Source organism: Thioclava arctica, from assembly GCF_040892615.1.
Taxonomy (GTDB): domain Bacteria; phylum Pseudomonadota; class Alphaproteobacteria; order Rhodobacterales; family Rhodobacteraceae; genus Thioclava; species Thioclava arctica.
This window is the reverse complement of record NZ_JBFRYC010000006.1, coordinates 167,507-193,262: the sequence shown is the minus strand read 5'-3', so window position 1 is coordinate 193,262 and position 25,756 is coordinate 167,507. Positions and strand designations below refer to the sequence as shown.

General features: G+C 60.0%; 21 protein-coding genes. 14 read left to right on the top strand and 7 right to left on the bottom strand.

Going from position 1 to position 25,756, the window contains the following annotated elements:
- Positions 1–83: 83 nt before the first annotated feature.
- The gene (gene ispG / locus AB4874_RS12105; RefSeq protein WP_368392170.1) at positions 84–1,205 is read left to right on the top strand and encodes a flavodoxin-dependent (E)-4-hydroxy-3-methylbut-2-enyl-diphosphate synthase; all 1,122 of its coding nucleotides are present in this window, start codon (positions 84–86) and stop codon (positions 1,203–1,205) included.
- A gap of 85 nt (positions 1,206–1,290) precedes the next feature.
- On the opposite strand, the gene AB4874_RS12100 is transcribed toward ispG, so the two are convergent.
- Positions 1,291–2,055, bottom strand: coding sequence for a DsbA family protein (locus AB4874_RS12100; protein WP_368392169.1), 765 nt, complete (start codon positions 2,053–2,055; stop codon positions 1,291–1,293).
- A gap of 159 nt (positions 2,056–2,214) precedes the next feature.
- On the opposite strand from AB4874_RS12100, the gene AB4874_RS12095 reads away from it, so the two are divergent.
- The 7 genes from AB4874_RS12095 (at position 2,215) to AB4874_RS12065 (ending at position 10,997) form a co-directional block, all read left to right on the top strand.
- Positions 2,215–3,354, top strand: coding sequence for a pyridoxal phosphate-dependent aminotransferase (locus AB4874_RS12095; protein ID WP_368392168.1), 1,140 nt, complete (start codon positions 2,215–2,217; stop codon positions 3,352–3,354).
- A 59-nt stretch (positions 3,355–3,413) separates the two neighbouring features.
- Complete coding sequence (locus tag AB4874_RS12090; protein ID WP_368392167.1) at positions 3,414–4,640, top strand: N-acetylmuramoyl-L-alanine amidase; 1,227 nt, start codon at positions 3,414–3,416, stop codon at positions 4,638–4,640.
- 166 nt (positions 4,641–4,806) lie between these two features.
- Complete coding sequence (locus AB4874_RS12085) at positions 4,807–7,368, top strand: penicillin-binding protein 1A (RefSeq protein ID WP_368392166.1); 2,562 nt, start codon at positions 4,807–4,809, stop codon at positions 7,366–7,368.
- Between the two features lie 287 nt (positions 7,369–7,655).
- Entirely contained in the window at positions 7,656–8,783 is a 1,128-nt protein-coding gene (gene prfB, locus AB4874_RS12080; protein WP_295531345.1) for a peptide chain release factor 2, read from the top strand.
- 4 nt (positions 8,784–8,787) lie between these two features.
- Positions 8,788–9,336: an AAA family ATPase gene (locus tag AB4874_RS12075; protein WP_368392165.1), complete on the top strand. Its 549-nt coding sequence runs from the start codon at positions 8,788–8,790 to the stop codon at positions 9,334–9,336.
- 52 nt (positions 9,337–9,388) lie between these two features.
- Entirely contained in the window at positions 9,389–10,120 is a 732-nt protein-coding gene (locus tag AB4874_RS12070) for an SDR family NAD(P)-dependent oxidoreductase (protein ID WP_368392164.1), read from the top strand.
- Between the two features lie 103 nt (positions 10,121–10,223).
- The gene (locus AB4874_RS12065; protein WP_295531336.1) at positions 10,224–10,997 is read left to right on the top strand and encodes a DUF2189 domain-containing protein; all 774 of its coding nucleotides are present in this window, start codon (positions 10,224–10,226) and stop codon (positions 10,995–10,997) included.
- Positions 10,998–11,069: 72 nt separating this feature from the next.
- Here AB4874_RS12065 and AB4874_RS12060 read toward each other — a convergent pair whose 3' ends face one another.
- The 3 genes from AB4874_RS12060 to AB4874_RS12050 form a co-directional block, all read right to left on the bottom strand.
- Entirely contained in the window at positions 11,070–11,603 is a 534-nt protein-coding gene (locus AB4874_RS12060; protein ID WP_295531333.1) for a bactofilin family protein, read from the bottom strand.
- On the bottom strand, positions 11,593–12,909 hold the full coding sequence (locus AB4874_RS12055; protein WP_295531301.1) for a M23 family metallopeptidase: 1,317 nt from the start codon (positions 12,907–12,909) through the stop codon (positions 11,593–11,595). The genes AB4874_RS12060 and AB4874_RS12055 overlap by 11 nt, the downstream gene beginning before the upstream one ends.
- A gap of 293 nt (positions 12,910–13,202) precedes the next feature.
- The gene (locus AB4874_RS12050; RefSeq protein WP_368392163.1) at positions 13,203–13,703 is read right to left on the bottom strand and encodes a peroxiredoxin; all 501 of its coding nucleotides are present in this window, start codon (positions 13,701–13,703) and stop codon (positions 13,203–13,205) included.
- Between the two features lie 239 nt (positions 13,704–13,942).
- Between AB4874_RS12050 and AB4874_RS12045 the strand changes: the two genes are divergently transcribed.
- The 5 genes from AB4874_RS12045 (at position 13,943) to lpdA (ending at position 21,817) form a co-directional block, all read left to right on the top strand.
- Complete coding sequence (locus AB4874_RS12045; RefSeq protein WP_368392162.1) at positions 13,943–17,278, top strand: YhdP family protein; 3,336 nt, start codon at positions 13,943–13,945, stop codon at positions 17,276–17,278.
- Between the two features lie 5 nt (positions 17,279–17,283).
- Positions 17,284–18,345, top strand: a complete 1,062-nt coding sequence (queA, locus tag AB4874_RS12040) for a tRNA preQ1(34) S-adenosylmethionine ribosyltransferase-isomerase QueA (RefSeq protein ID WP_368392161.1) — start codon at positions 17,284–17,286, stop codon at positions 18,343–18,345.
- A gap of 91 nt (positions 18,346–18,436) precedes the next feature.
- Entirely contained in the window at positions 18,437–19,735 is a 1,299-nt protein-coding gene (locus tag AB4874_RS12035; protein ID WP_295531290.1) for an MFS transporter, read from the top strand.
- 66 nt (positions 19,736–19,801) lie between these two features.
- Positions 19,802–20,386 carry a DUF924 family protein gene (locus tag AB4874_RS12030; protein ID WP_295531287.1) on the top strand — a complete coding sequence of 195 codons (585 nt, stop codon included), beginning with the start codon at positions 19,802–19,804 and terminating at the stop codon, positions 20,384–20,386.
- Between the two features lie 36 nt (positions 20,387–20,422).
- Complete coding sequence (gene lpdA / locus AB4874_RS12025) at positions 20,423–21,817, top strand: dihydrolipoyl dehydrogenase (protein WP_368392160.1); 1,395 nt, start codon at positions 20,423–20,425, stop codon at positions 21,815–21,817.
- Between the two features lie 74 nt (positions 21,818–21,891).
- Here lpdA and typA read toward each other — a convergent pair whose 3' ends face one another.
- The 3 genes from typA to AB4874_RS12010 form a co-directional block, all read right to left on the bottom strand.
- Positions 21,892–23,712, bottom strand: a complete 1,821-nt coding sequence (gene typA, locus AB4874_RS12020) for a translational GTPase TypA (RefSeq protein WP_368392159.1) — start codon at positions 23,710–23,712, stop codon at positions 21,892–21,894.
- A gap of 69 nt (positions 23,713–23,781) precedes the next feature.
- Positions 23,782–24,402 carry a YitT family protein gene (locus AB4874_RS12015; protein WP_368392158.1) on the bottom strand — a complete coding sequence of 207 codons (621 nt, stop codon included), beginning with the start codon at positions 24,400–24,402 and terminating at the stop codon, positions 23,782–23,784.
- 85 nt (positions 24,403–24,487) lie between these two features.
- Positions 24,488–25,105 (bottom strand): YitT family protein, encoded by a 618-nt coding sequence (locus AB4874_RS12010; protein ID WP_368392157.1) that lies wholly within the window; start codon positions 25,103–25,105, stop codon positions 24,488–24,490.
- A gap of 406 nt (positions 25,106–25,511) precedes the next feature.
- On the opposite strand from AB4874_RS12010, the gene AB4874_RS12005 reads away from it, so the two are divergent.
- Positions 25,512–25,727, top strand: a complete 216-nt coding sequence (locus AB4874_RS12005) for a hypothetical protein (protein WP_295531271.1) — start codon at positions 25,512–25,514, stop codon at positions 25,725–25,727.
- The last annotated feature ends 29 nt before the right edge of the window (positions 25,728–25,756 follow it).

Sequence of the window (25,756 nt, the reverse complement as noted above, 5' to 3'; positions counted from 1 at the left end):
AGCCGCTCACAATTGGGGTCCAGACGTTGCGTCCGCGCAGGGCTTGGCCTATGTCTAGGGCGAAATCCGCGAAGGAGGGGGCGATGTCTCTCAACCCGGTGCGCCCGTGGCGCAATATCTACCGCCGTAAATCCCGTCAGATCATGGTTGGCAACGTGCCCGTGGGGGGCGATGCGCCGATCTCGGTGCAGACGATGACCAATACCGATAGCTCGGATGTGCGCGCGACGCTCGATCAAATCCTGCGCTGCGTTGATGTGGGCGCTGATATCGTGCGCGTCTCGACGCCAGATGAATCCAGCACTCGTGCGCTGCGCGAGATTTGCCGCGAGAGCCCAGTTCCGATCGTGGCTGACATCCATTTCCACTACAAACGCGCGATTGAGGCCGCCGAGGCAGGCGCGGCCTGTCTGCGCATCAATCCGGGCAATATCGGCGATGCCAGCCGCGTGCGCGAGGTGGTGAAGGCGGCCAAGGATCACGGCTGTTCGATCCGCATCGGCGTGAATGCCGGTAGCCTGGAAAAGCACTTGTTGGAAAAATACGGCGAGCCATGCCCCGAAGCGATGGTAGAAAGCGGCCTAGATCATATCAAGCTTCTGGAAGATAACGATTTTCACGAGTTCAAGATCTCGGTGAAAGCCTCGGATGTGTTCCTTGCCGCTGCCGCCTATCAAGGTCTGGCCGAGGCGACCGACGCGCCGATCCACCTTGGCATTACCGAGGCAGGCGGGTTGGTCTCGGGCACTGTGAAATCGGCGATTGGTCTTGGCAATCTGCTGTGGATGGGCATTGGCGACACGCTGCGCGTTTCCCTGTCCGCCGATCCGGTTGAAGAGGTTAAAGTCGGATTCGAGATTCTGAAATCGCTTGGCCTGCGTACCCGTGGCGTGCAGATCATCTCGTGCCCGTCTTGCGCGCGTCAGGGTTTTGATGTGATCAAGACCGTCGAGGCGCTTGAGCAACGTCTGGAGCACATCAAGCAACCGATGAGCCTGTCGATCATTGGCTGCGTGGTGAATGGTCCGGGTGAGGCGCTGATGACCGATATGGGCTTCACCGGGGGCGGGGCTGGCTCGGGGATGGTCTATCTCGCGGGCAAACAAAGCCACAAGCTGTCCAACGACCAGATGATTGAACATATCGTCGAACTGGTCGAAAAACGCGCCGCCGAGTTAGACGCCGCGCAGGATGCGGCCGAGTAGGGCGCACGAAAAAACCGCAGACCCTTGGGCCAGCGGATTCTGATCTGGCATCCGGGGGGCGTGGCCCCCCGTTTTCATGCCGCGCTTATTTGGCGGCTTTTGCCTTGCGCTCTTCGGCCACGATCTGCGCCATCGCCGCTTCGGGCGCATAGCCGCGCAGCAACTGTTCGCCGATCACGAAGGCCGGCGTGCCCGAAATCGCCATGCGCTGCGCAAGTTGGTAATTGGCGCGCAGCACGGCGCTAACCGGTTCTTCGTTCATCCGCTTCAGGATCGGATCGGCATCAAGACCCTGATCCTTGGCCAGTTTTACAAGGCTTTCCACGGTGATATTGCCGCGAAATGCCATCAGCGCGTTGTGCACCTTTTCGTAAGCTGCATCGCCATTAATCTGCTGCACCGCCACTGCAAAGCGCGAGCCCAATTCGGATTGCTGCCCTAGGATCGGGAACTCTTTGATAATAAACTTGATTTTCTCGTCATGCGTCAGCAGATCATTGACCTCACTAAACGCTTTTTTGCAGTAGGTGCATTTGTAATCGGTGAATTCCACGATGGTGATATCGCCATTCGGATTGCCGCCAACCCAGCTATAGCCGTCGTTGAAAATGTCCTTGGAGTTGGTCGCGATCAACTGCGCATCATTATCTGCCTGCTCGGCGCGCTGTTTGGTTTCCAGCTCGTTGATCGCCTCGACCAGAACCTGCGGATTCGCCATCAAATAGTCACGCACCGCATCGCCGAACTGCGCTTTTTGGGGATCGGACATCTTTGAAAAATCAAAGTCCTGCGCAGGGGCGGCGCTGGCAAGCGCTGCAAAGGCCGTGGCGGCCAAAAGGGTGCGAAGCATCGGGCGTTTCCTTTGTTCGGTGCTATTGGGCGTCAAACTGGCCTTTTGCGGGTCTGGGTTCAAGGGTTAGTGACAGCGACGGGACGCCACAGCGCATTGACGGGGCGCGGCGCAGGGCCTAACCCGCCCCGGTTGGTCACAAAGTCGGGAGAAGCAATCATGCGCCGGTCGAAACGCGGACAGGTCGAGCCGTTTCTTGCAATGGATGTGATGCGGCTGGCGGCTGAGGCCGAAGCTGCAGGGCGCGACATTGTGCATATGGAGGTCGGTCAGCCCGCTACGCCCGCACCGGCCGCCGCGCGTCGACGTTTGGCGCAGGCGCTGGAACAAGAGGCGATGGGCTACACCGTGGCGCTTGGCCTGCCAGAGCTGCGTGCGGGGATCGCGGCGCTGTATAAGCGTTGGTATGGGCTTGATCTGGATCCGGCGCGGGTGGTGATCACCTCGGGTTCGTCGGGGGCGTTTTTGCTGGCGTTTACGGCGCTGTTTGATGCGGGCGACAAGGTAGGGCTGGGCGCGCCGGGCTATCCCAGCTATCGCCAGATCCTCAAGGGGCTGTCGATTGAACCGGTGAGCATCCCGACCGAGGTGCAAAACCGCTATCAGCCCACGCCAAGCGAAATACCCGACGATCTGGCCGGGCTGATCGTGGCCTCGCCGGGTAACCCGTCAGGCACGATGTTGGGCGCGGATGAATTGGCGGCGCTGATGACCCATTGCGCCGCGCGCAACATCGCATTCGTGTCCGATGAGATCTATCACGGGCTACAATATGACGCCCGCGCGGTCTCGGCGCTGGAAATTTCCGACGAAGTGTTCGTGATCAACAGTTTCTCGAAATATTTCTCGATGACGGGCTGGCGCGTGGGCTGGATGGTCGTGCCGCAAAGCCATCTGCGCACCGTTGAACGGCTTGCCCAGCATATGTTTATCTGTGCGCCCCATGCCTCACAGATTGCCGCGCTTGGGGCGCTCGAAAGCCTTGACGAGCTAGAGCAGAACCGCGCCGCCTATGCGCAAAATCGTGCGATGATGCTAGAGGAATTGCCCAAGATGGGGTTCTCGCGCATCGCGCCGCCCGATGGGGCGTTTTACATCTATGCCGATGTGTCCGCGCTGACCGATGACAGCGCCGTTTTTGCCGCTGAGATCTTGGAAAAAGCAGGCGTCGCGGTCACGCCGGGGATGGATTTTGACGCCGAGCGGGGGGCGGGCACGATCCGGCTGTCCTATGCCCAAGCGCCCGAGCGGATCGCCGAAGGGTTGAAACGTCTGGCGGTGTTCATGGCCGCGCGCTGAGGCTTTGCCCCGCGCGCGCCGCCTCGTTATAGTAGCGCGCAAAAGGCGGGGCGGCAGGCATGATCAGGCATATTCTTATTCTTCTCGCGGCGGTTTTCGCGCTTGCGGGTCCGAGCTTTGCGCAAACGCCTGCGCCGGGGCTGTCGGCGCTGGCGCAGTTGGACCCTGCACGCTCTTCGATCCATCAGGGCGGCGGGCAGACCGATATTGCGCTTGGGATCAGCCAGCCAGTGCCCTATCGCGCCTATCTGTTGGCCGATCCTTACCGGCTGGTGGTCGATTTTCGCGAAGTGAATTTTACCGGCCATGATCCACGCGCGCTACTGGGCAAGGTCAGCACCATCACCGATCTGCGCTGGGGCGCGTTTCGCCCCGGCTGGTCGCGCATGGTCGCGGAATTGTCGCGCCCGATGGTGCTGGTCTCGGCCGAGGAACGCAGCGGCGACACGCCGCAAATTCGTCTTTCGCTGCGCGCGGTCCCGGCGGCGGATTTCAAGGCCAAGCAGGGCGCAGCAGACAGCGCGCTTTGGGGCTTGCCCCAGCCCGCCGAGGTTGCCACCCCTCATCGCCGTCAGGATGGGTCACGACCGCTGAAAATCGTGCTTGATCCCGGTCACGGCGGTCTTGATCCGGGCGCGCAGGATGGGGGCCTGCGTGAGGCCGATATCGTTCTGGGGTTTGCGCGCCAATTGCGTGACAAGCTGCGCCGCGCGGGGATGACGGTGGTGATGACGCGCGATCAGGATGTGTTCGTGCCGCTGGAAACGCGCGTCACGGTGGCGCGTGCGACGGGGGCGGATCTGTTCATTTCGCTACATGCAGATTCGATTGCCGAGGGGGTCGCGACGGGGGCCACGATTTACCGCCTCGCCGATCACGCCGAGGATGAGGCCACGCGCAAACTGGTCGCACGCCATGATCGCGACGATATTCTGGCGGGCGTCGATCTGGAGGGGCAGGGCGATCAGGTGGCCCATATCCTTGTCGATCTGGCCCGGCGCGAGACCCAGCCGCGCTCGGTGCGCGTGGCGCAGGTCTTGGCGGGCGCGATCAAGACCGAGGGGCTCAAGATGCACAAACATCCCGTGCAGGGTGCAAATTTCTCGGTTCTGAAATCGCCCGATATTCCGTCGGTCCTGATTGAGCTGGGGTTTTTGTCCTCGGCGGCAGATCGCAAGCGTCTGCGTGATCCCGATTGGCGCGCGCGCATGGTGGATGCGATCACGCGCGGGGTGTTGGCCTGGGCGCAATCTGATGCCGCCGAGGCGAAATTGTTACGCCAATAGCGGCGCAAAACGCGGCGTGACGCGCGGTCATCCGCGCATGCCGCAAAGATTTGAACGTAGCGCCACTTCCCGATTGCGTGATGGCGCATTACTTTGACCCTCACGTAATCGCGATGTATAGGCAGGGCAAACCGGGGCGATCGGCGCCCCTTGCGAGGGATATCTCTTGGTCCGATTCATTCTTAGCTCCATTGGTGGCGTGTTTTCCTGGGTTGTGACCGGGCTGGTTTTTGCTGCCCTCACAATCGGGGCGATCTTTTGGATCTATTCCCGCGATCTGCCCAGCACCGACCAGTTGGCGCAATACCGCCCCAAGACGATCTCGCGCATTTACAACGGCAATGGCCGCCTGATCGACGAATTCGCCGAGCAGCGCCGCCTGTTCGTGCCCAGCCAAGATATTCCCGATCTGGTCAAAGGCGCGTTCATTTCGGCCGAGGATAAGAATTTCTACTATCACTCTGGTTTTGATCCGCTCGGCATCGCCTCGGCGGTGATTACGGCGGTGAAGACGGGCGGGCGTGATGTGCGCGGTGCCTCGACGATCACGCAACAGCTCACCAAGAACCTGCTGCTGTCTTCAGATCGCAAGATTGAGCGCAAGATCAAAGAACTGATCCTGTCCTCGCGCATCGAGCAGGTCCTGAGCAAGGATCGCATTCTCGAACTGTATCTCAACGAAATTTATCTGGGTCAGAACTCTTACGGGGTGGCGGCTGCGGCGCAGACTTATTTCGACAAGACCCTGTCGCAATTGACGCCCGGCGAGGCGGCCTATCTGGCGGCTCTGCCCAAGGCCCCTGCGGCGCTGCACCCGGTGCGTGATTTGCAAAAGGCCACACTGCGGCGCAACTATGTGCTGCGCCGGATGTATGAGGATGGCCGGATCGACAAGGCCATGCTGGATAAAGAACAGGCCTCGCCGCTCAAGTCTGTGCAAAATGGCGACTACCCGCCGTTTCGCGAGCAACTTCCACCGCGCGACTACTTCACCGATGAAATTCGCCGCCAGTTGTCGAAAAGCTTTGGGCGCGAGGAATTTTTCGGCGGCGGTCTGACGATCCGCGCGACAGTGAACCCCGATTTGCAGGCCCTTGCGGGCAAGGCGTTGCAGCGCGCGCTTGAAGATTATGATCGCGGCCTTGGTATCTGGCGCGGCACGGGCGCAAAGATCGCGCAAGACAAGCTGGGCGATGAAGCCGCGTGGCGCGCCGCTTTGGCCGATGTGCCCACCGTTAAAGCGCCCCGCGATGTTGCCGGCTGGCATCCTGCGGTTGTTCTGGGCTTTGAGGGCAATTCTGCGCGCATCGGGATCGAAGGCATCAAAGAAGACGCAGACGGCCACTGGATTCCGCCCGAAGATGTCACTTGGGCACGCAAATTGAACGCGGATGGCAAGCTGGGTCCGCGCGCGAAAAAGGCGCAAGATCTGCTGGAAACCGGCGATGTCGTCGAAGTGCGCGCAATGACCAAAGACAGTGACGGCTCGTTCATTCGCTGGACGCTGCGCCAAGTGCCCAAGGTCGAGGGCGCGTTCATGGCGATGGATGTGAATACCGGACGCGTGCTGGCGATGCAGGGCGGGTTCTCGTATCAGTCTTCGGTGTTTAACCGCGCCACGCAGGCCGAACGCCAGCCGGGATCAAACTTCAAACCCTTCGTCTATGCGGCTGCTCTTGATAGCGGCTTCTCGCCCGAGACGATCGTGATTGACGCCCCGATCGAGGTGAACACGCCGCAGGGGATGTGGCGCCCGAAAAACGCCTCGAACCGCTATTACGGCCCCACGCCGATGCGCACCGGGCTGGAACACTCGCGCAACCTGATGACGATTCGCATCGCGCAGGAAATCGGCATGGATACGATTGCCGCCTATGCCGAAAAATTTGGCGTTTATGACGATATGCGCGAATTCTTGGCCAATGCTTTGGGCGCGCAGGAAACCACGATGTTCCGTCTGATCTCGGCCTATGCGATGTTTGCCAATGGCGGCGAACGGGTGGAACCGACCTTGGTCGACCGGGTGCAAGACCGCTACGGGCGCACGATTTATCGCCATGACACGCGCACCTGCGATACCTGCGATGATCCGAACCTCCCCGAGGGGCGCGGACCGCAGATCACCAGCCATCGCGAACAGATCATCGACCCGATCACCGCCTATCAGATGATCTCGCTGATGCAGGGTGTGATCAAACGCGGCTCTGGCAAGGGCGTGAACTTGCCGGTGCCGGTCGCCGGCAAGACGGGCACCACGAATGACGCCAAAGATGTTTGGTTCACCGGCTTTACATCCAACATCGTGGCCTCGTGCTACATGGGCTATGACAACCCGCGCTCGCTTGGGGCGCATGCCTATGGCGGCACGCTGTGTGTGCCGGTGTTCAACGAGTTCATGAAAGAGGCGGTCAAGGATTTCGGCGGCACCAATTTCAAGGTTCCCCCGGGGGGCACTTGGGTGAAGTTCAATCGCTACACCGGCGAGCGCTTGTCAGACAGCGCAACGGGTGAGTTCGTGCAGGCCGAATATCTGCGCCCCGGGCAGGATATGTCGGGGCTGGGCGCACTGGTTGTGGATGGCGGGTTTGGCATGGGCGTGAACCTGCCGCTCTTTGCCCCGGGCCAAAGCGAAGAGGCAAGCCAGACCATCACCACTTCGACGGGCAAGACCAAGGTCATTCCGAAAAAGGCCGATTTCGGCACGCTGAGCGCGGGCGGGCTGTATTAAGCCGCGACAGCGCGCGAAAAGGGGACTGCGCGAAATGCCCATATTCGTTATGGCGTTCGACCCTTCGTGTTGACGCTGTTAGCGAGGCGATGTGGATCACGGTGTTCGCGCTGATGATCGGTGGGAGCCTGCACTATGGCAAACGCCGCGGAGCGCAGATTCGCGCGGGTTTTGCAGGGTCCGCAACCAAGGCCGCGTGACTGTGCCATCATCGCGCGCACTCAGCCCGCTTGCGGGCGCGGCTCTGATTTCGTATCACCGCGCCAAGACTTTTCAAAGGATGACTCATGCGCGCCGAGACGCAAAATATCGCCGATGCGATCCGCAAATCGCTGAGCCTGTTGGGCCAGCGCATGGACTTGGAAACCGCGCCGCACCGGATTGAGGAATTCAACGCGATGATCGAGGATCCCAGCCTGTGGGACGATCAGGCGCGCGCACAAAAGTTGATGCGCGATCGCCAGCAATTGTTGGATAAATTCGAAACCTATTCGCGCATCGACCAAGAGCTGACCGACAATATCGAGCTGATCGAGATGGGCGAGATGGAGGGCGATGACGAGATCATCGCCGAGGCGGAGAAATCGCTGCGCGCCCTGAAAGAAGAGGCCGACAAAAAAGAGCTTGAGGCGCTTTTGGATGGCGAGGCGGATGGCAATGACACCTTCCTCGAGATCCACTCGGGAGCCGGGGGCACGGAAAGCTGTGACTGGGCCTCGATGTTGGCGCGGATGTATGTCCGCTGGGCCGAGAAAAAGGGCTACGAGGTCGATCTGCAATCGGAAACCGCAGGCGAAGAGGCAGGCATCAAATCCGCGACCTATAAAATCACCGGGCCCAATGCCTATGGCTGGCTGAAATCGGAAAGCGGTGTGCATCGTCTGGTGCGCATCAGCCCCTATGATTCCGCCGCGCGCCGGCATACCTCGTTCAGCTCGGTCTGGGTCTATCCGGTGGTGGACGACAATATCGAGATCGAGGTTGCGCCCAACGATATCCGCATTGACACCTATCGCTCGTCGGGTGCGGGCGGGCAGCACGTCAACACCACCGACTCGGCGGTGCGCATCACCCACATCCCGACCGGAATCGTGGTGACTTCTTCGGAAAAATCGCAGCACCAAAACCGGGACATCGCGATGAAAGCGTTGAAATCGCGGCTCTATCAGATGGAGATGGACCGCCGCAACGCCGCCATCAACGAGGCGCATGAAAACAAGGGCGATGCGGGTTGGGGCAACCAGATCCGGTCTTACGTCTTGCAGCCCTATCAGATGGTCAAAGACTTGCGCACCAATTACGAGACCTCGGATTCTCAAGGGGTGCTGGACGGCGATCTGGACGGGTTCATGGCCGCGACCCTTGCGCTGGGGGTCGAGGGAAAAAGCCGCGCCGACGCGCAGGCAGAGGATTGATCGCATGGCGGCGCGGGTTCATATCACCGGCGCCGCAGGATCGGGCACCTCGTCGCTGGGGCGGGCGCTCGCGAAGGCGCTTAAGGTGCCCCATCTCGATACGGACAGTTATTTCTGGGCCCCCACCGAGCCGCCTTTTACCCAAAAACGCCCGGTCCAAGAGCGGCTGGCCCTGATCGCCGCTGATCAACTGGGCCAAGGGACAGATGGCGGCTGGGTGCTGTCTGGGTCCTTGGATGGGTGGGGTGATTTGGCCTTGGGCGGCCTTGATGCCATCATTTTTCTCACCGCGCCCACCCCGACCCGTCTGGCGCGCATCCGCAAGCGCGAGACGCTCAAATTCGGCGATCGGATCAAACCGGGGGGCGATATGCATCACAATCATTCCGCCTTTCTGAAATGGGCTGCGAGCTATGACGAGCCCTATTTCTCGGGCCGCTCGCTGGCGCGTCATCGCGAATGGTTGGCGGGTCGAACCGAACCGGTGCTCTATTTGTCTGGGGCGGATGATCTGGATCACCTTGTTGGTGCGTGCTTGCAAAGCTTACAATGAAACCAAGCGCTGCCTTTGCGCGTAACCTTTTGCAACCAAAGGAGCGGCGGGCATGGATTTCAACGGAAAACGGATTTGGATCGTCGGCGCGAGTTCGGGTATCGGGCAGGCGCTTGCGCGCGAATTGGCAGGGCGCGGGGCGCGGCTGGTGCTGTCGGGGCGTTCGGTCGATCCGCTCAAGACGCTCGCAAGGGAATTGGGGCAGGGTGAGGTTGTGCCCTTCGACATTTCCGACCCTGAAAGTCTGGATGATGCGCGCGGCGAAATCCTGTTGGGCGGGCCGCTGGATGGGATGATCACCACAGCCGCGATGTATGATCCCGGCTATGTCAGCCAGATCGAACGCGACAGCGCGCGCAAGCTGGTTGAGGTCAATCTTCTGGGCACGCTGTGGTTTGCCCAAGCCGCCAAAGGCTTGCTGCGTGAGGGCGGGCAATTGGTGATTTTCGGCTCGGTTGCGGGCTATTTCGGGTTGCCAAAGGGGCAGCTTTACTCGGCTTCCAAGGCAGCGGTGATCAATCTTGTCGAATCCCTGCGCGTGGAATTTGCGCCCGAGATCGACGTGCGGCTGATCTCTCCGGGGTTCGTGAATACGCGCCTGACCGAGAAGAATGACTTCGACATGCCCTTCATGATCGAACCCGATGCCGCCGCGCGCCGGATCGCCGACGGGCTGGCAGGGCGCAAATTTGAGACGCATTTTCCGCGCCGCCTGACCTGGGGGCTCAAGATGTTGCGCCGCCTTCCTTATCGGCTCTCGCTCTGGCTGACCGCGCGGATGTAATGCCGCGTTGCAGCGTTGATTTTTCTCGACAGATCACGGCTTCGTGACGCAACCTGATGCCACGCGCTTTTGGGAGAGAGCGCGCGTAATCAGGGAGAGAGAAATGCACGAAGTGATGTCTGAGCCATCAGAGTTGCCGCAATTCCGCGATGTCTCGGTGTCCGAAATTCCACAGATTTTGCGCGCAGGTCTGCGTGATTTCATGCGCGCGCCAGTGTTTGGGTTGGCGTTTTCGGGATTCTACGTTCTGGGCGGGATTATTCTGTGGTTCGTGTTTGCCGCGGAAGGACAGGAATGGTGGCTGATCCCGTTCGCGCTGGGGTTTCCGCTGCTTGCACCCTTTGCCGCGATTGGGCTGTATGAAATCAGCCGCCGGATCGAAGCGGGAGAGCCGCTGATCTGGGGCCAGGTCATCTCGTGCTGCATCTCGCAAAAGGATCGGCAGATCCCCTCGATGGCGATGTTGATCCTGATGATGTTCATGTTCTGGGTCTTTGTGGCGCATACCACCTTCGCACTGTTCATGGGGCTGTCGGCATTTACCAATGTCAGCTCCTCGCCCGAGATTCTGTTTTCGGGGCAGGGGTTGGTGATGCTGGCGGTTGGCTCGTTGATTGGTGCGGGCTTTGCGCTGGTGCTGTTTTCCTTCACCGTGGTCGGCTTGCCGCTTTTGATGGAGCGCGAAATCGACATCATCACCGCGATCCTGACCTCGATGCGTGCTGTTGCGGCCAATCCGGTTTCGATGGGGGTCTGGGGGATCGTGATCGCGGGCAGCCTGTTCATTGGCATGATCCCGATGTTCTTGGGGCTGCTCGTCGTGCTGCCGGTGTTGGGCCATGCCAGTTGGCACATGTATCGCCACCTCACCAGCTAACCGAAACTGAATACAGAAATGACAAAGGGCAGCCCGAGAGCTGCCCTTTTTGCGTTCCGTAAAAGGAGGCGCTTATTTCGTGTCCGGAGCACCGGGGGCCGGCGCGGGCTCAGCCCGAGGCGGGGCCAGCTTGGGCGTGCCTTGGCCGGTTTGCAGCGGGTCGTCTTGACGCTGAACCGAACCTTCAAAATGCGCACCACTTTCGATCGCGATGGTTTTGTGGATGATGTCGCCTTCGACCCGTGCGGTCGAGGTCAAACGCACTTTCAGACCGCGTACGCGGCCCACCACACGACCATTGACGACAACGTCATCGGCAATGATTTCACCCTTGATCGTGGCGGTTTCGCCCACGGTCAGCAGATGCGCGCGGATATCACCCTCAACCACTCCCTCGACTTGAATATCGCCGCTGGTTTTGAGGTTGCCCGTTACGGTCAGATCCGCAGACAACACCGAAGGCGCAAGTTTTACGCGCGGTGAGGACGAGGGGGTATACTCGCTTGACGAAGGACGCGGCGGCGGCGCAGTGCCCGCTGCAGCTTGCTTGTCAGTTTCGGTACCGGGTTTTGCGCCGGATTCATGGATTTTGCTTTTAGAAAACATTCTTGCCAGCCTTGATGAAGGTCATCGGATTGATTGCTTTGCCACTGATCCGGATCTCGTAGTGCAGATGCGGACCGGTAGAGTGCCCGGTTGATCCCATATCAGCAATTCTCTCACCTTGCGACACCTTTTGACCCACCTTCACACGGATTTTGGATAGGTGGCCATAGCGGGTCGTGATCCCGAATTCGTGGCGGATCTTGATAAGATTGCCATAACCGCGCTCCCACTCTGCTGCGATCACAACTCCGTCAGCGGGGGCATAGACCGGCGTGCCAGTGGGCGCAGCCATATCGACGCCCTCATGCATCTTGCCCCAGCGCCAGCCAAAGGGCGACGAAAAGCGGAAATGCGATTTGACCGGCATCGCGAAGGGCAGCTTGTCCACGGCGATGCGATACATGTTCATATCGTCAAGCTTGCGCAGAATATCCTCGGCGCGCGCGGTGTCGCCACCCAGATCCGCCGTGCCCTTGGAGGACAAAGAGATCGTGGTCAGTGGTCCGCCCGTGCCCGAATAGCCGCGCTTGATTTGCGCCAGCACATGTTCGGGGTCCATCCCCGCTTGTTTGAAGACCTTGTCCAAAGGCTCCATCGAGATTTTCACAGCCCCCTCAAGCGTTGTGAAAATCTCGTCGTTGCGCTCTTCCATCAGGCGTTTTTGCATCGCGATGCGGTCCACCGCGAGCTGCGCGGTCTTGGCATCGGCCGTTGCACTGTCGCGTTCCTGCGCGGTCTGGCCCAAGGCAGCGCTCAGGAAGTCGACCGTTTTCGCCATATCTTGCGCGCGGGCCGCTTGCGTGGCGCCACCAGCGGAGCCCACACCTTCGACCTTGGCCAATTTGGTGCGCGCTTCGTCACGTTCGTCCATGGTGCGGCGCAGAGTGGACTGGATCACGCCAATCCCGGTTTCCAATTCGCGCTTGCGCTCTTCTGACGAGAGCAGCGCCGATTGCATCTGTGACACCTGCGTCATCGCCGTTTGAAAACGATCCTGCGCGGCCAGTGCCTCGGCGGCGCGCGCGTCGCGTTCTTGCGACAGCGTATCAAGACGGCGCTCAAAAGCGGCTTTCGCGATTTTCTCGTTTTGCGCAGCCCCGCCCGAAGAAATGCCCTCGATAAAGAGCATCGAACTTGCAAGCGTGGCCCAAGAGAACAGCCCAGCGCCAATCGCCAAAACACTTGCCTGCGTCAGCGGTCGCAACCGCACAAACCGGGTCGCGCTGTCTGATTTCAGGAACAGCCGCTGTTCGGGCAGCCAGCGCTCAAGGCGCGAGTTCAGGCGGTCGAGAATGCGTCTGGGCAAGCCGTCGATCCTGTCTTGTTTTCGTGCATGGATGGCCCGAGGGCCGCGAACGGGGACAGCAAAGGGCTCCTCCGCCCTGTGGATAACGCACACTGCCGGTCTGCATGAGGGAGTAACAAGGGGGGCAGGTTCGGGCAACCGTTTTTGCACGGAGATCGGGTCGCAGTTCCCTCACGCGCCCGAGATCGGCGGTTTTCTGCCGAAACAACGGCACGCTTTGGCTCGTTTTTTCGTTTGAACTCACAGGTTTGTCACGTTTGCGCGAAAGCAGTTGGCCCGGCACTTGCAGTGCCTCAGGTCGCGGCGCGCACAGCGTCTAGGACTTCTTGGGCATGGCCCTTAACGCTGACCTTGGGCCAGATCTGTGCGACATTTCCGGTGCCATCAATCAGGAATGTTGCGCGAAGAATGCCCCAGAAGCATTTGCCATACATGGATTTTTCGGCCCAAACCCCGTAGGTTTCACAGGTCTGCGCGTCATCATCAGAGGCAAGATAGATCCCGAGATCATGTTTGGAGCAAAAATTCTCATGCTTTTTGAGGCTGTCTTTTGAGATGCCGATGACCACCGCGCCAGCGGCGGCAAACTCGCCCGCCAATCGCGTGAAATCCAGCGCCTCCGTGGTGCAGCCGGGCGTGTTATCCTTGGGGTAGAAATACACAACCACCTTGGCGGGGCGCGCCTGTGACAGCGTCAAATTTCCCTCGGGCGTGATCAATTTCGCACCCTCAAAGGCCGCGCCACCGGTTGCGGGAAGGGTGAAATCAGGCGCTTTTTCGCCAAGTTTGATCACGTCTTGATCCTCCGATGCATGTTGGGGCTTACTTTTGAGCCAAGCTTAAGGGATGATTAAGCACGAGGCAGGAAGGTGGGGCAAGCCGAACACGTTCGCCGGTGACCGCACGTAGCGCGCGGTTCACTCAGGAGGACGCCAAGGAGATGCCCTGAAGAATGGCAATGGAGCAAGACAAGCCCCACTCCCGCAAAGCGGAGTTGTCACGGGCGCCGGAAGGGCGCGCGTCAGGGGTGGCTATGTCTGATGGCGACATTAAGAATGCTGCGCAATCTATTGAAGATAAACTAGAAAGCCCGTCTTATGGTCGGCGTCGCGGTAAGTTTGGCCTGACCCTGTTGCTGATCGGACCCTTCTTGGCGATCGCCGCACTTTTCGCCTATCTCGTTGTGACCCATCGCCCGATTTCGGTGCCGCAATGGATGGTGTCGCAGCTGGAAACGCGCGCCAATGCTGCGCTTCAGGGACGGCTTAAAATCTCGATCTCGGGTGGGATCGACCTTGTGGTGACCGAAGGGCTGCGCCCAAGGCTGCGCGCCCGGATGGTTCAACTCGAGCGGCCCTCGGGGCTGCCCATCGCCGTGCTTCCTGAATTACGCGCCACGCTTTGGACGCAGCCATTGCTGCGGGGCAAAATCGAGCCGCGCTCTTTCACCATTCGCGGCGCAAGCCTGTCGCTACATCGTCTGCCGGACGGGCGTCTCGATTTGGATCTGGGCGGTGGCGAGATGTTTGGATCGCTATCCGCTACCAGTGTGTCAGATGGCGTCGAGGCCTTCGAGCAGGTGTTTGACGTGCCCGCGTTGCGCAATCTGCGCACGATTTCCGCCGAAGATCTGCAGTTGCGGATGATGGATGAACGGCTTGATCGGCTGTGGCGGGTCTCGCAGGGCAACGTCAAGCTGGTGCAGAACGCACAGGAAATTTCGGTCACCCTTGGCTTTGATCTGGGCGATACCGGCCCCACGGCAAAGCAGAAACCAGCCCAGGTCGCGATTTCGATGACCACACAGAAACAAGGGCTTGAGGCCAGTTTTGGGGCTGCCGTGACCGGCCTGCCTGCGCGCGATCTGGCGGTGCAATCCCCCGCTTTGGCCGCGCTTGGCGTGTTGGATGCGCCGATTTCGGGGGCGCTGCGCTCGGGGTTGGATAGCACGGGCACGCTGACCGGGCTCAACGCGATGCTAGAGATTGGCAAGGGGGCGATCAAACCCGCGCCCGGCGTGCAGCCGATCGAGATTCGCTCGGGCAAGCTGTATCTGAACTACGATCGAGCCCAACAACGCATCGCGCTGTCCGATCTTGCCATTGACAGCCGAGCGGTGCGGTTGCGCGCCAGCGGACAGGCCTATTTGCGCGATCTGAAAAACGGTCTGCCGCAGTCGTTGCTGGGTCAGATTGCCATTTCGGATTTGCAACTTGATCCCGAAGGCCTGTTTGAGACCCCAGCCCGGTTCTCGCAAGGTGCTGCTGATTTCAAACTTTCGCTCAACCCGTTTCGCATGGATCTCGGCCAGCTTGAACTGACCGATGATAAGACGAAAATCTCGGCCAAGGGGTTTGCAGCGGCAAGCGACAAGGGCTGGCGTGTTTCGCTGGATGCCGGGATTGACCAGATCGACCAGCCTAGCTTGCTGCGTCTGTGGCCGCCCGCGCTGGTGCCCCAAACCCGCGATTGGGTCGCAGAGAACGTCGTCACGGGCCAGTTGCGCCGGGTGCGCGCGGCGGTGCGCTTGCAACCCGGTGTGGAGCCGCGCGTGGCGCTGAACTATGAATTTCGAGGGGCCGATGTGCGCGTGGTGCGCACGTTGCCCCCGGTGCAACAAGGGCGCGGCTATGCCACGATCATTGGCTCGCGTCAGGCGCTCAAGGTTGAGGAGGGGCATATCACCGCCCCGTCGGGGGGGCGCATCGAGGTGGCCGATACTCAGCTTGTGGTACCCGATATCCGCATCAAACCCGCGCCTGCGGTGGTGACACTGATAACGCGCTCGCCAATCCCGGCGGCACTGTCACTGTTGGATCAGCCGCCCTTCGAATTTCTCAAAAAGGCCGGAATGGGCACCGATATCGCCAAAGGTTGGGCCGAGGCGCGCTCGGTGATCAAACTGCCGCTCAAACCTAATGTGCCCGCCGATGAGATCGGTTTTGACGTCACCGCGCGCCTGACCGAGGTGAACAGCGATACTCTGGTGCCGGGGCGTCCTTTGCGCGCTGACAAACTGACCCTGCATGCCGACAATGCGGGGATGGTGATTTCGGGAAAGGGCTCGCTGTCGGGCGCACGTTTTGATGCGGCGTGGGATCAACGCTTTGGGCCTGCGGGCAAGGGTCATTCGAACGTCAAAGGGTTCATCGAGATCACGCCCGCGGCCTTGCAGGCCTTTGGTGTTGGTTTGCCCTCTGGGATGGTGCGCGGGACGGGCTGGGGGTCGATCGCGCTTGATCTGACGAAAGATGCGCCGACGAAATTCACGCTAAGCAGCGATCTCAAAGGGATCGCCCTGTCGATCCCGCAAATCGGCTGGTCCAAAGGCGCGTCTTCGCGGGGCAAATTGGCGCTGTCGGGCACGCTGGGTCAGCCAGCAGAGATCAGCGCCCTGTCGCTGGATGCGCCGGGGCTGGCGGCAAAAGGGTCCGTGGACCTCAACAAAGGTGGGGCCTTGGTGCGCGCCCGCTTCCCGAGCCTGCGTATCGGGAATTGGTTTGCCGGCAATGCCGATCTGGTGGGTCAAGGGGCAGGGCGGGCGCTGAATGTCGAGGTGCATTCCGGCCGCCTTGATCTGAGCAAAGCCGATTTTGGTTCAGGTGGAGCGGGCGCGGGTGCGGGCAGCTCGAAAATCTCGGTGGCGCTGGATAACGTGCAGGTGAGCGATGGTATCGCGCTGACCGGGTTTCGCGGTAATTTCACGACCAAACCGAGCCTTACGGGGCCGTTTCAGGCGCGCATCAACGGTGCCAGCCCGATTGCGGGGGTTGTTGTACCGGACAAAAGCGGGCGCGCGGCGGTGCGTTTGCAGACCAATGATGCGGGTGCGGTGCTGGCGGCTGCCGGTATCTATCGCACGGCGCGCGGCGGGCAGGGCGTCATGGTGCTGACCCCGCTGGGACAGAAAAGCTATCAGGGACAGGCCCAGATCAAGGATCTGCGGGTCAAAGATGCGCCGGTTCTGGCGTCGCTTTTGTCGGCGGCTTCGGGCGTCGGGCTGCTCGAGCAGCTTGGGGGCGAGGGGATTTTGTTCAACACCGTTGACGCGTCCTTCCGCTTGACGCCCAAAGGGGTCAGCGTCACAAGGGGCTCGGCTGTCGGGGTCTCGATGGGGGTGACGATGGTGGGCAATTATTATCCGCAATCCGGGAAGCTGGATATGAAGGGTGTGATCTCACCCTTTTATCTGATCAACGGGATCGGGCAGATATTTGCCAAGAAAGGCGAAGGGCTGTTTGGATTTTCCTATTCCTTGGCGGGCAGTGCGACCCAGCCCAAGGTCTCGATCAATCCGCTGTCCCTGTTGGCACCGGGGGCCTCGCGAGAGTTGTTTCGCGCCGCGCCACCACCGGTCTTGAATGAGTGAACCGAATGCAGCTTGCGGATTTCGACTTTGATTTGCCCGAGGGGCTGATTGCAACCCGACCGGCGCGTCCGCGGGATTCGGCGCGTTTGTTATTGGCCGAAGGGGATGCAATTTCAGACCGCCATGTCTTTGATCTGGTGGATATTTTCCGCCCAAGTGATCGGTTGGTCTTGAACAATACCAAGGTGATCCCGGCGCGCCTGACCGGGTCGCGCACCCGTCAATCCGCGCAAGGCGAGGTCAGTGCCAAGATTGAGGTTACGCTTTTGGAGCCTGCGCCGGGGGGCGAATGGGCGGCGCTGGCCAAGCCCCTGCGCAAGGTCAAACCAGGCGAGCGGATTGTGTTTTCCAGCGCGCTGTCTGCGGATGTAGTTGCGATCACGGAGGGGCAGTTGCGTCTGAGCTTCAATCTTGAGGGTGAGGATTTCGACGTCGCTTTGGCGCAGGCGGGCGCGATGCCTCTGCCGCCCTATATCGCTGCGCTGCGCGCCCCTGACGAGGCCGACAAATCCGATTATCAAACGGTTTTTGCGCGTCATTCCGGGGCGGTGGCCGCCCCGACGGCGAGCTTGCATTTCACCCAAGAGTTGCTTGAAGCGCTGGCCGCGAAAGGTGTGGAATTTACCGAAGTGACCCTGCATGTCGGCGCGGGCACGTTCCTGCCGGTGAAGGTCGATGACGTGACCACCCACAAGATGCATTCTGAGTGGGGCGAGGTCAGCGCGCAGGCCGCCGCCGAAATCAACGCCACCAAAGCCGCGGGCGGGCGCATCATACCCGTTGGCACCACCGCCTTGCGCCTGATCGAATCGGCGGCACGCGCCCCGGGCGGGGCACCCGGCCATATCGTTGCATTTCGCGACGCCACCGACATTTTTATCTATCCCGGATTTGCATTTCGCATCACCGACGCTTTGATGACCAACTTCCATTTACCAAAATCGACACTTCTGATGCTGGTATCCGCGTTAATGGGCCAAGATCGGATCCGTTCGATCTATGATCATGCGGTAAAAAATGGTTATCGTTTTTTCTCTTACGGAGATTCGTCGCTTCTGATCCCATAATGTCGCAATCGGGCCTGTTTTTTAAGCGATGCAGCCCTAGATGCCGCTGCTGGATGTGTGCATCTTTTCCGCCAAACCCCGAGGGACCATCATGTTGACAGTGCTGCGCCAAACCTGGCCCCTGCTTTTGGGGATTTTGCTGTTGATGGTGGGCAACGGGATGCAGGGCACGTTGCTCGGTATTCGTGGCCGGATCGAGGGCATCGATACGTTCTATATGTCGCTGGTCATGTCGGCCTATTTCGCGGGCTTCCTGTTTGGCTCGCGTATGGTGCCGGGTCTGATCGCGCGAGTGGGGCATGTGCGGGTGTTTGCAGCCCTTGGGTCACTGATCTCTGCGGTTCTGGTGCTGTATGCCGCCTGGCCGTCCTGGCCGGCCTGGATGGTGATGCGGGTGCTGATCGGGTTCTCGTTTTCGGGGGTGTATATCACCGCGGAAAGCTGGCTGAACGCAGGCGCCACCAATGAGACGCGCGGCCAAGCGCTTTCGCTGTATATGATCATGCAGATGCTTGGAATCGTCGTCGCGCAAGGCTTGCTGAACGTCGGCGATCCGGCGGGCTATCTGCTGTTTGTGATCCCCTCGGTGCTGGTGTCGATTTCCTTCACGCCGATCCTGCTGTCGGCCTCGCCCGCACCCAGTTTCGAGACGATCCAGCGCATGACCTACAAGCGGCTCTGGGAGACTTCACCGCTTGGGGTGATCGGAATTTTCCTGCTGGGGGGCGTATTTTCGGCCATGTTCGGGATGGCTTCGGTCTGGGGCACGGCGGCGGGGCTAACCGTGCGCGAGATATCGGAATTTGTCGCCGCGATTTATGTCGGGGGCATGGTGCTGCAATACCCGATCGGCTGGGCCTCGGACCGGATGGATCGTCGTGTTTTGATCGCAGGTGCGGCGCTGATCGGCGGCGTGATGACGGGCGTTGTTTTATTGTTCAATCCGCCGTTTTTCGTGCTTTTGTTTGCGGCGGCTCTGATTGGTGGCGTTGCGAACCCGCTTTATTCGCTGCTGATCGCTTATACCAATGATTATCTGGATTACTCGGATATGGCCTCGGCCTCGGCGGGGTTGATGTTCGTCAACGGGCTGGGCGCGGTCAGTGGGCCTATTGTGACGGGTTGGTTGATGGGGATCGTCGGACCGGGCGGGTTTTTCCTTTATATCGGGGTGCTGTTTTTTGCGATTGCGGGGTATGCGGGCTGGCGGATGACGCGGCGCGTGTCGCTGTCTCCTGCCGATACCGGCGCCTATGCGGTGCTCTCGCCCACGGCCACGGCGGTCGCGGTTGAGGCCGTGCTGGAGGTCGCGCAGGAAGAGGCAGAGGCGGCTGCCGACGAGGCCGCGGCAGAGGCGGCTACGCAAAACGTGAAGGATGCCGCCGCCTGACAGCGCTTTGATCAAACGCCTCCTTGCCCTACCATTATCCCAAGTAACGTCAGGGGGAGGGCCAAGATGGACCGTGTTGAAGAGATCGTTACGTTCTGGACGCGCGATGTCGGGCAAGCGAATTGGTATGCATCGAGCGAAGAAACCGATGCCACCATTCGATGTCGCTACGCGCCGCTTTGGCAGGTGGCTGCACAGGGCGCACTGACGGATTGGGCACAAACACCGCGCGGGGCACTGGCGCTGATCTTGCTGCTCGACCAGTTTCCCCGAAATATGTTTCGCGACGATGCGCGCAGTTTTGCCACCGATCCAGAGGCGCGCCAACATGCGGGCCGCGCAATCTCTGAGGGGTTTGATTTGAAAATCCCCCCTCCTTTGCAGCAGTTCTTTTACCTGCCCTTCATGCATTCCGAAGATCTCGCGGATCAAGATCGCGCAATTGTCTTTTTTACCGATCGATTGCGCGGCACCGACAATCTGCGCCACGCACGCGCGCATCGATCCGTCATCGAACGCTTTGGGCGCTTTCCATGGCGCAATGACGCATTGAACCGTGAAACCACCCCAGAAGAGGCGGCCTATATGCGCGAAGGGGGCTATCGCAAAGCGCTGTCAGAACAGGATGAGTTGAACGCAAATTCAAAATAGTTTAGCGTCAAACTAATTTCTATCCGGAGAGAAGACATGGCATCGAAAAGCTACGATATGATCGTGATAGGGTCAGGGCCGGGGGGCTATGTCAGTGCCATCCGGGGGGCACAACTGGGTCTCAAGGTGGCCATTGTCGAGCGCGAGCATATCGGCGGGATTTGTCTCAACTGGGGCTGTATCCCTACCAAGGCGCTGTTGCGCTCGGCCGAGGTGTTTCACTTGATGGAACGCGCCAAGGATTTCGGGCTGAGCGCAGAGAAGATCGGCTATGAACTGGATGCGGTGGTCAAGCGGTCTCGTGGGGTGGCCAAGCAGCTTTCCTCTGGCGTGTCGCATCTGATGAAGAAGAACAAGATCGACGTTGTGATGGGCGTGGGCAAGCTGGCGGGCCCGGGCAAGGTATCGGTCAAGACCGATAAGGGCACCGAGGAGCTCACGTCAAAGAATATCATTCTGGCGACGGGCGCGCGTGCGCGTAACTTGCCGGGGCTTGAGGCCGATGGCAAACGCGTTTGGTCCTATAAGCACGCGCTGCAACCACCCCATCAGCCCAAGAAACTTCTGGTCATCGGTTCGGGCGCGATTGGCATCGAATTTGCAAGCTTCTTCAATACTTTGGGCGCTGACACGACGGTCGTCGAAGTGATGGATCGCGTGCTTCCGGTCGAGGATGAGGAAATCTCGAAATTCGCGAAAAAGCAGTTCGAGAAACAGGGCATGAAGATCCGCGAAAAGACCACCGTGACCAAGCTGGATCGCAAGGCCGACAAGGTGATCGCGACGCTGGAATCGGGCGGCAAGACCGAGACGCTTGAGGTCGACACCGTGATTTCCGCCGTTGGCATCGTGGGCAATGTCGAGGATCTGGGGCTGGAAGACGCGGGCGTTAAAATCGACCGCACCCATGTGATCGTGGATGAGTTCTGCCGCACCGGCGTGGACGGGGTTTATGCGATTGGTGACATCGCGGGCGCGCCTTGGCTTGCGCACAAGGCCAGCCATGAGGGCGTGATGGTGGCCGAATTGATCGCGGGCAAACACGCCCATCCGATTAAGCCCGGCTCGATTGCAGGTTGCACCTATTGCCAGCCGCAAGTGGCGAGCGTCGGCATGACCGAGGCCAAAGCCAAAGAGGCGGGCTTTGAGGTCAAGGTCGGACGTTTCCCGTTCATCGGCAACGGCAAGGCGATTGCATTGGGCGAACCCGAGGGCTTGGTGAAAACCGTGTTTGATGCCAAGACCGGCGAGTTGCTGGGCGCGCATATGATTGGCGCTGAGGTGACCGAGTTGATTCAGGGCTATGTGATCGGCCGCCAACTTGAGACCACCGAAGAAGACCTGATGAACACCGTCTTCCCGCACCCGACGCTGTCCGAGATGATGCATGAATCGGTGCTGGATGCCTATGGGCGCGCGCTGCATTTCTAAGGCAGATCGCATCGCGAAATAGCAAAAAGGGGCGCTCGCAAGCGCCCCTTTTTCATGTCCCATTGGCAGGGGCGTTACGCCCCGGCGCGCGTGGCGCGTTTGCGCTCATGCGGGTCAAGGTGGCGCTTGCGCAGGCGGATCGCCTTGGGCGTTACTTCGACCAGTTCGTCATCGTTGATATAGGCGATTGCCTCTTCAAGGCTGAGACGCACCGGCGTGGTCAGGCGCACGGCCTCATCGGTGCCACTTGCGCGCACGTTGGTCAGTTTCTTGCCCTTGAGCGGGTTCACCTCAAGATCGTTGTCGCGCGAATGCTCGCCAATGATCATGCCGGTATAGACCTGCTCTTGTGCGCCGATGAACATCTTGCCGCGTTCTTCGAGGTTCCACAGCGCGTAGGCCACCGAAATCCCGTTATCCATCGAGATCAGCACGCCCTGACGACGCCCGTCGATCTGACCCTTGTAAGGTGCCCAGGAATGGAAAATGCGGTTGAGCACGCCATTGCCGCGCGTATCGGTCATGAACTCGCCCTGATAGCCGATCAGACCGCGCGAAGGCACCAGTGCCACGATGCGGGTCTTGCCGACGCCAGCGGGGCGCATCTCGGTCAACTCGCCCTTGCGCGACGAGGTCAGCTTTTCGATCACGACGCCGGAATATTCGTCATCAACATCAACGATGACCTCTTCGATCGGCTCCAGTCGCTGGCCGTCTTCCTCGCGGAAAATCACCCGCGGGCGCGAGATCGACAGTTCGAACCCTTCGCGGCGCATGTTTTCGATCAAGACGCCCATCTGCAATTCGCCACGTCCCGAAACGACGAACGCCTCGCCACCGGGTGTGTCTTCGATCTTGATCGCGACGTTGGTTTCGGCCTCTTTCATCAGGCGTTCACGGATCACGCGCGATTGCACTTTCGAGCCGTCCTTGCCAGCGAGCGGGCTGTCATTGATGCCAAACGTCACTGAGATGGTGGGCGGATCGATGGGTTGCGAGAAGATCGCGTCTTCGACCTCAAGCGCGCAAAGCGTATCGGCCACAGTGGCTTTGGACATGCCCGCCACGGTCACGATATCGCCAGCCACGGCCTCGTCGATGGGTTGTTGACCAAGACCACGGAAGGCGAGGATTTTCGTGCAACGGAATTGCTCAATCTTGTCGCCTTCGCGCGACAGCGCCTTAAGCGTATCACCGACTTTCAGGCGTCCTGCCTCAACGCGCCCGGTCAGGATGCGCCCGATGAACGGGTCCGCGCCCAGCGTGGTCGCCAGCATGCGGAACGGTTTGTCTTCGTTGGCCAGTTGCTTGGGCGCCTCGACATGTTTCACGATCAGATCAAACAGAGCATCGAGATTCTTGCGCGGCCCGTCGAGTTCCAGATCCGCCCAGCCGCCGATGCCCGAAGCATAGACATGGGGGAAATCCAGCTGCTGATCATCTGCGCCGAGGTTGGCGAATAGATCAAACACTTCATCCAGCGCGCGATCGGGTTCAGCGGCGGGCTTGTCCACCTTGTTGAGAACGACGATCGGCTTGAGACCCAGCGCCAGCGCCTTGGAGGTCACGAATTTGGTTTGCGGCATCGGGCCTTCGGCCGCGTCCACCAGCAGACAAACCCCGTCCACCATGCTGAGGATACGCTCCACCTCGCCGCCGAAATCGGCGTGGCCGGGAGTGTCGACGATATTGATGCGCGTGCCTTTCCATTCCACCGAGGTCGCCTTGGCGAGAATGGTGATACCGCGTTCGCGTTCGATATCGTTGCTGTCCATCGCGCGTTCCGCGACAGCCTGATTTTCCCGAAACGCGCCGGATTGGCGCAGAAGTTGGTCAACCAGAGTCGTCTTGCCGTGGTCAACGTGTGCAATGATCGCAATATTGCGAAGGTCCATGAGAAACCGCCTGTTTTCAGAGTTGCCCCGCCCATAAGGGAAAAGCGTTGGCTTGGCTAGTCCCGGTGATCAGTTCGCGACATACCAATCGCGCCGGTGGTTCATCGCGATCACAAAATTGAGCACCAAAGCCCCAAGCAGCGACCAAAGCACCTGCTCGGGCGCTAGTATGAAGCTGGCGATCACGAACAAGACCAGATCATGGATCGCCTGCGTCCAGCCTGCGCGAAAGCCAAACTTGTCTTGCAAGATCACCGCCACGATCGACACGCCGCCCAGACTGCCTTGGTGGCGAAACAGGCCAAGCAGGCCAACCCCGGCCGAGACGCCAAACAGCAGCGCCGCGATGCCAGGATGGATGTGATCAACGTGCAAAAGCGGTTTAAGCGCCTCGGCCATCACTGACACAAGGCTGACGGTCGCTAGGCTTTTCAGCGCAAAGGGCAGGCCACGCGCGTAATAGGCAAAGGCGTAAAACGGGATGTTGATCGCGAAAAATACCACGCCAAAGCTGAAGCCGCTGACATAAGACAAGATCAGCGCCGTGCCCGCCGTGCCGCCAGTGACCAGCCCCGCAGCGCGCAGCAGGTGTAAACCCAGCGCGGCTTGGGCAGAGGCTACGACCAAGCCTTGCAGATCCTCAAGGCCGGAATAGCGGGGGTGGGCGGGTGTATTAAGGTCAATATCCATGACCTAAATATGACGCATCCCACGGGAAAACCAACGCTGCTTGTGCGCAGAGCCGCTATGATGGGGGCGAATAGCTGGGAGCCGTTCAGATCGCGATATAGCGGTCGCGACGATGGTTAATCATAATGATCACATTGAGCACCATCGCGCCCAGCAGCGACCAGCCGACCTTATCAAGCGGAAGCACAAACACCGCGAACAGGAACACGCAGCAATCAAACAGAATCTGCGTCTTTCCCGCCTTGAACCCGGTCTTGTCCTGCAGATAAAGCGCCACGATCCCGACGCCACCAAGGCTTGCGCCATGACGAAACAGCGCCAGCAATCCCGCGCCCGCCGTCACCCCCGCCAGAGTCGCCGCAGCGCCTGGATGCAGAGTGGCAAAGCTGATCAGATGCGGCCAGATCTCGGTCATGGCTGATAGCATCGCGACCGAGATCATCGTTTTGAGCGTGAAACGCAGCCCCATCCGGCGAAAGGCCAGCCAATAGAATGGTAGGTTGAGCAGGAAGAACACAGCGCCAAAGCTCCAGCCCGACAGATAGCTGATCACCAGCGATAGCCCCGCGATCTGCCCTGTAAAAAGCCCCGCGCCATGCAGAAAAACCACCGAAAGCGACACAAGAACCGTGCCGCTGAGCAGGCCTTGGGTGTCCTCCAGCAGGGTGTGACGGGCGGGGTTTACGGTGTTGATATCGCTCATGCGCCGAGGCTTGCCACGGGGCGCGCGCCTGCGCAAGCAGTGGTGCAGTTAAGCCACGATCTGGCGGGGAATTGTGCAAACACGCGCGCGTGAGTTGCATAGAATCACAGCACTGGGCGTTATCGCGCCATTCCGAAACGCCCCAATCAGAGGAGGCTAGATCATGATCTATCATCTTGCTTCCGGCGCGTGTTTCGGAACTCGGTCGCGCTATCGCCGCTTTGCTCGACACCAAGGCTAAGCATACGCGCTGACCATTTGGGGCCACGCCCCATTCCCGTAACCCGAGTCTGATATAACCGCCTGATTTCCGACCGTATTGGTCGCAATCGCGCACCAGGACTCATCCTTCAAACTTAGATGAAAGGCCGGTCGCGGGCGCATGTCCGCATGCCGGAAATATCAAATGATACAAACAGTTGACCATCAGAGCGACCCGTTCACAATCGAGGCCGCAATCGCCAAATTCGGCGCGGGAAAAGTGCTGCGCTCGGCCATCTTGGCCCTGCTCACACGCAGCCCGAAACCCGTCAATGTCGATGTGCTGAGCAACCATCTGCGCAAGGATATCGGTTTGGGGCCAAACGAACCACCGCCTGATCCCAGAAGGTTCATCCGGTAAGCGAAAGGGCCGGGCGCATCCTGCGTCCG

Excerpts from the sequence above, each read along its gene's own strand:
- ispG (WP_368392170.1), top strand. The coding sequence starts at position 84 with ATGTCTCTCAACCCGGTGCGCCCGTGGCGCAATATCTACCGCCGTAAA.
- AB4874_RS12100 (WP_368392169.1), bottom strand. The coding sequence starts at position 2,055 with ATGCTTCGCACCCTTTTGGCCGCCACGGCCTTTGCAGCGCTTGCCAGC.
- AB4874_RS12095 (WP_368392168.1), top strand. The coding sequence starts at position 2,215 with ATGCGCCGGTCGAAACGCGGACAGGTCGAGCCGTTTCTTGCAATGGAT.
- AB4874_RS12090 (WP_368392167.1), top strand. The coding sequence starts at position 3,414 with ATGATCAGGCATATTCTTATTCTTCTCGCGGCGGTTTTCGCGCTTGCG.
- prfB (WP_295531345.1), top strand. The coding sequence starts at position 7,656 with ATGCGCGCCGAGACGCAAAATATCGCCGATGCGATCCGCAAATCGCTG.
- AB4874_RS12075 (WP_368392165.1), top strand. The coding sequence starts at position 8,788 with ATGGCGGCGCGGGTTCATATCACCGGCGCCGCAGGATCGGGCACCTCG.
- AB4874_RS12070 (WP_368392164.1), top strand. The coding sequence starts at position 9,389 with ATGGATTTCAACGGAAAACGGATTTGGATCGTCGGCGCGAGTTCGGGT.
- AB4874_RS12065 (WP_295531336.1), top strand. The coding sequence starts at position 10,224 with ATGCACGAAGTGATGTCTGAGCCATCAGAGTTGCCGCAATTCCGCGAT.
- AB4874_RS12060 (WP_295531333.1), bottom strand. The coding sequence starts at position 11,603 with ATGTTTTCTAAAAGCAAAATCCATGAATCCGGCGCAAAACCCGGTACC.
- AB4874_RS12045 (WP_368392162.1), top strand. The coding sequence starts at position 13,943 with ATGTCTGATGGCGACATTAAGAATGCTGCGCAATCTATTGAAGATAAA.
- queA (WP_368392161.1), top strand. The coding sequence starts at position 17,284 with ATGCAGCTTGCGGATTTCGACTTTGATTTGCCCGAGGGGCTGATTGCA.
- AB4874_RS12035 (WP_295531290.1), top strand. The coding sequence starts at position 18,437 with ATGTTGACAGTGCTGCGCCAAACCTGGCCCCTGCTTTTGGGGATTTTG.
- AB4874_RS12030 (WP_295531287.1), top strand. The coding sequence starts at position 19,802 with ATGGACCGTGTTGAAGAGATCGTTACGTTCTGGACGCGCGATGTCGGG.
- lpdA (WP_368392160.1), top strand. The coding sequence starts at position 20,423 with ATGGCATCGAAAAGCTACGATATGATCGTGATAGGGTCAGGGCCGGGG.
- typA (WP_368392159.1), bottom strand. The coding sequence starts at position 23,712 with ATGGACCTTCGCAATATTGCGATCATTGCACACGTTGACCACGGCAAG.
- AB4874_RS12015 (WP_368392158.1), bottom strand. The coding sequence starts at position 24,402 with ATGGATATTGACCTTAATACACCCGCCCACCCCCGCTATTCCGGCCTT.
- AB4874_RS12010 (WP_368392157.1), bottom strand. The coding sequence starts at position 25,105 with ATGAGCGATATCAACACCGTAAACCCCGCCCGTCACACCCTGCTGGAG.
- AB4874_RS12005 (WP_295531271.1), top strand. The coding sequence starts at position 25,512 with ATGATACAAACAGTTGACCATCAGAGCGACCCGTTCACAATCGAGGCC.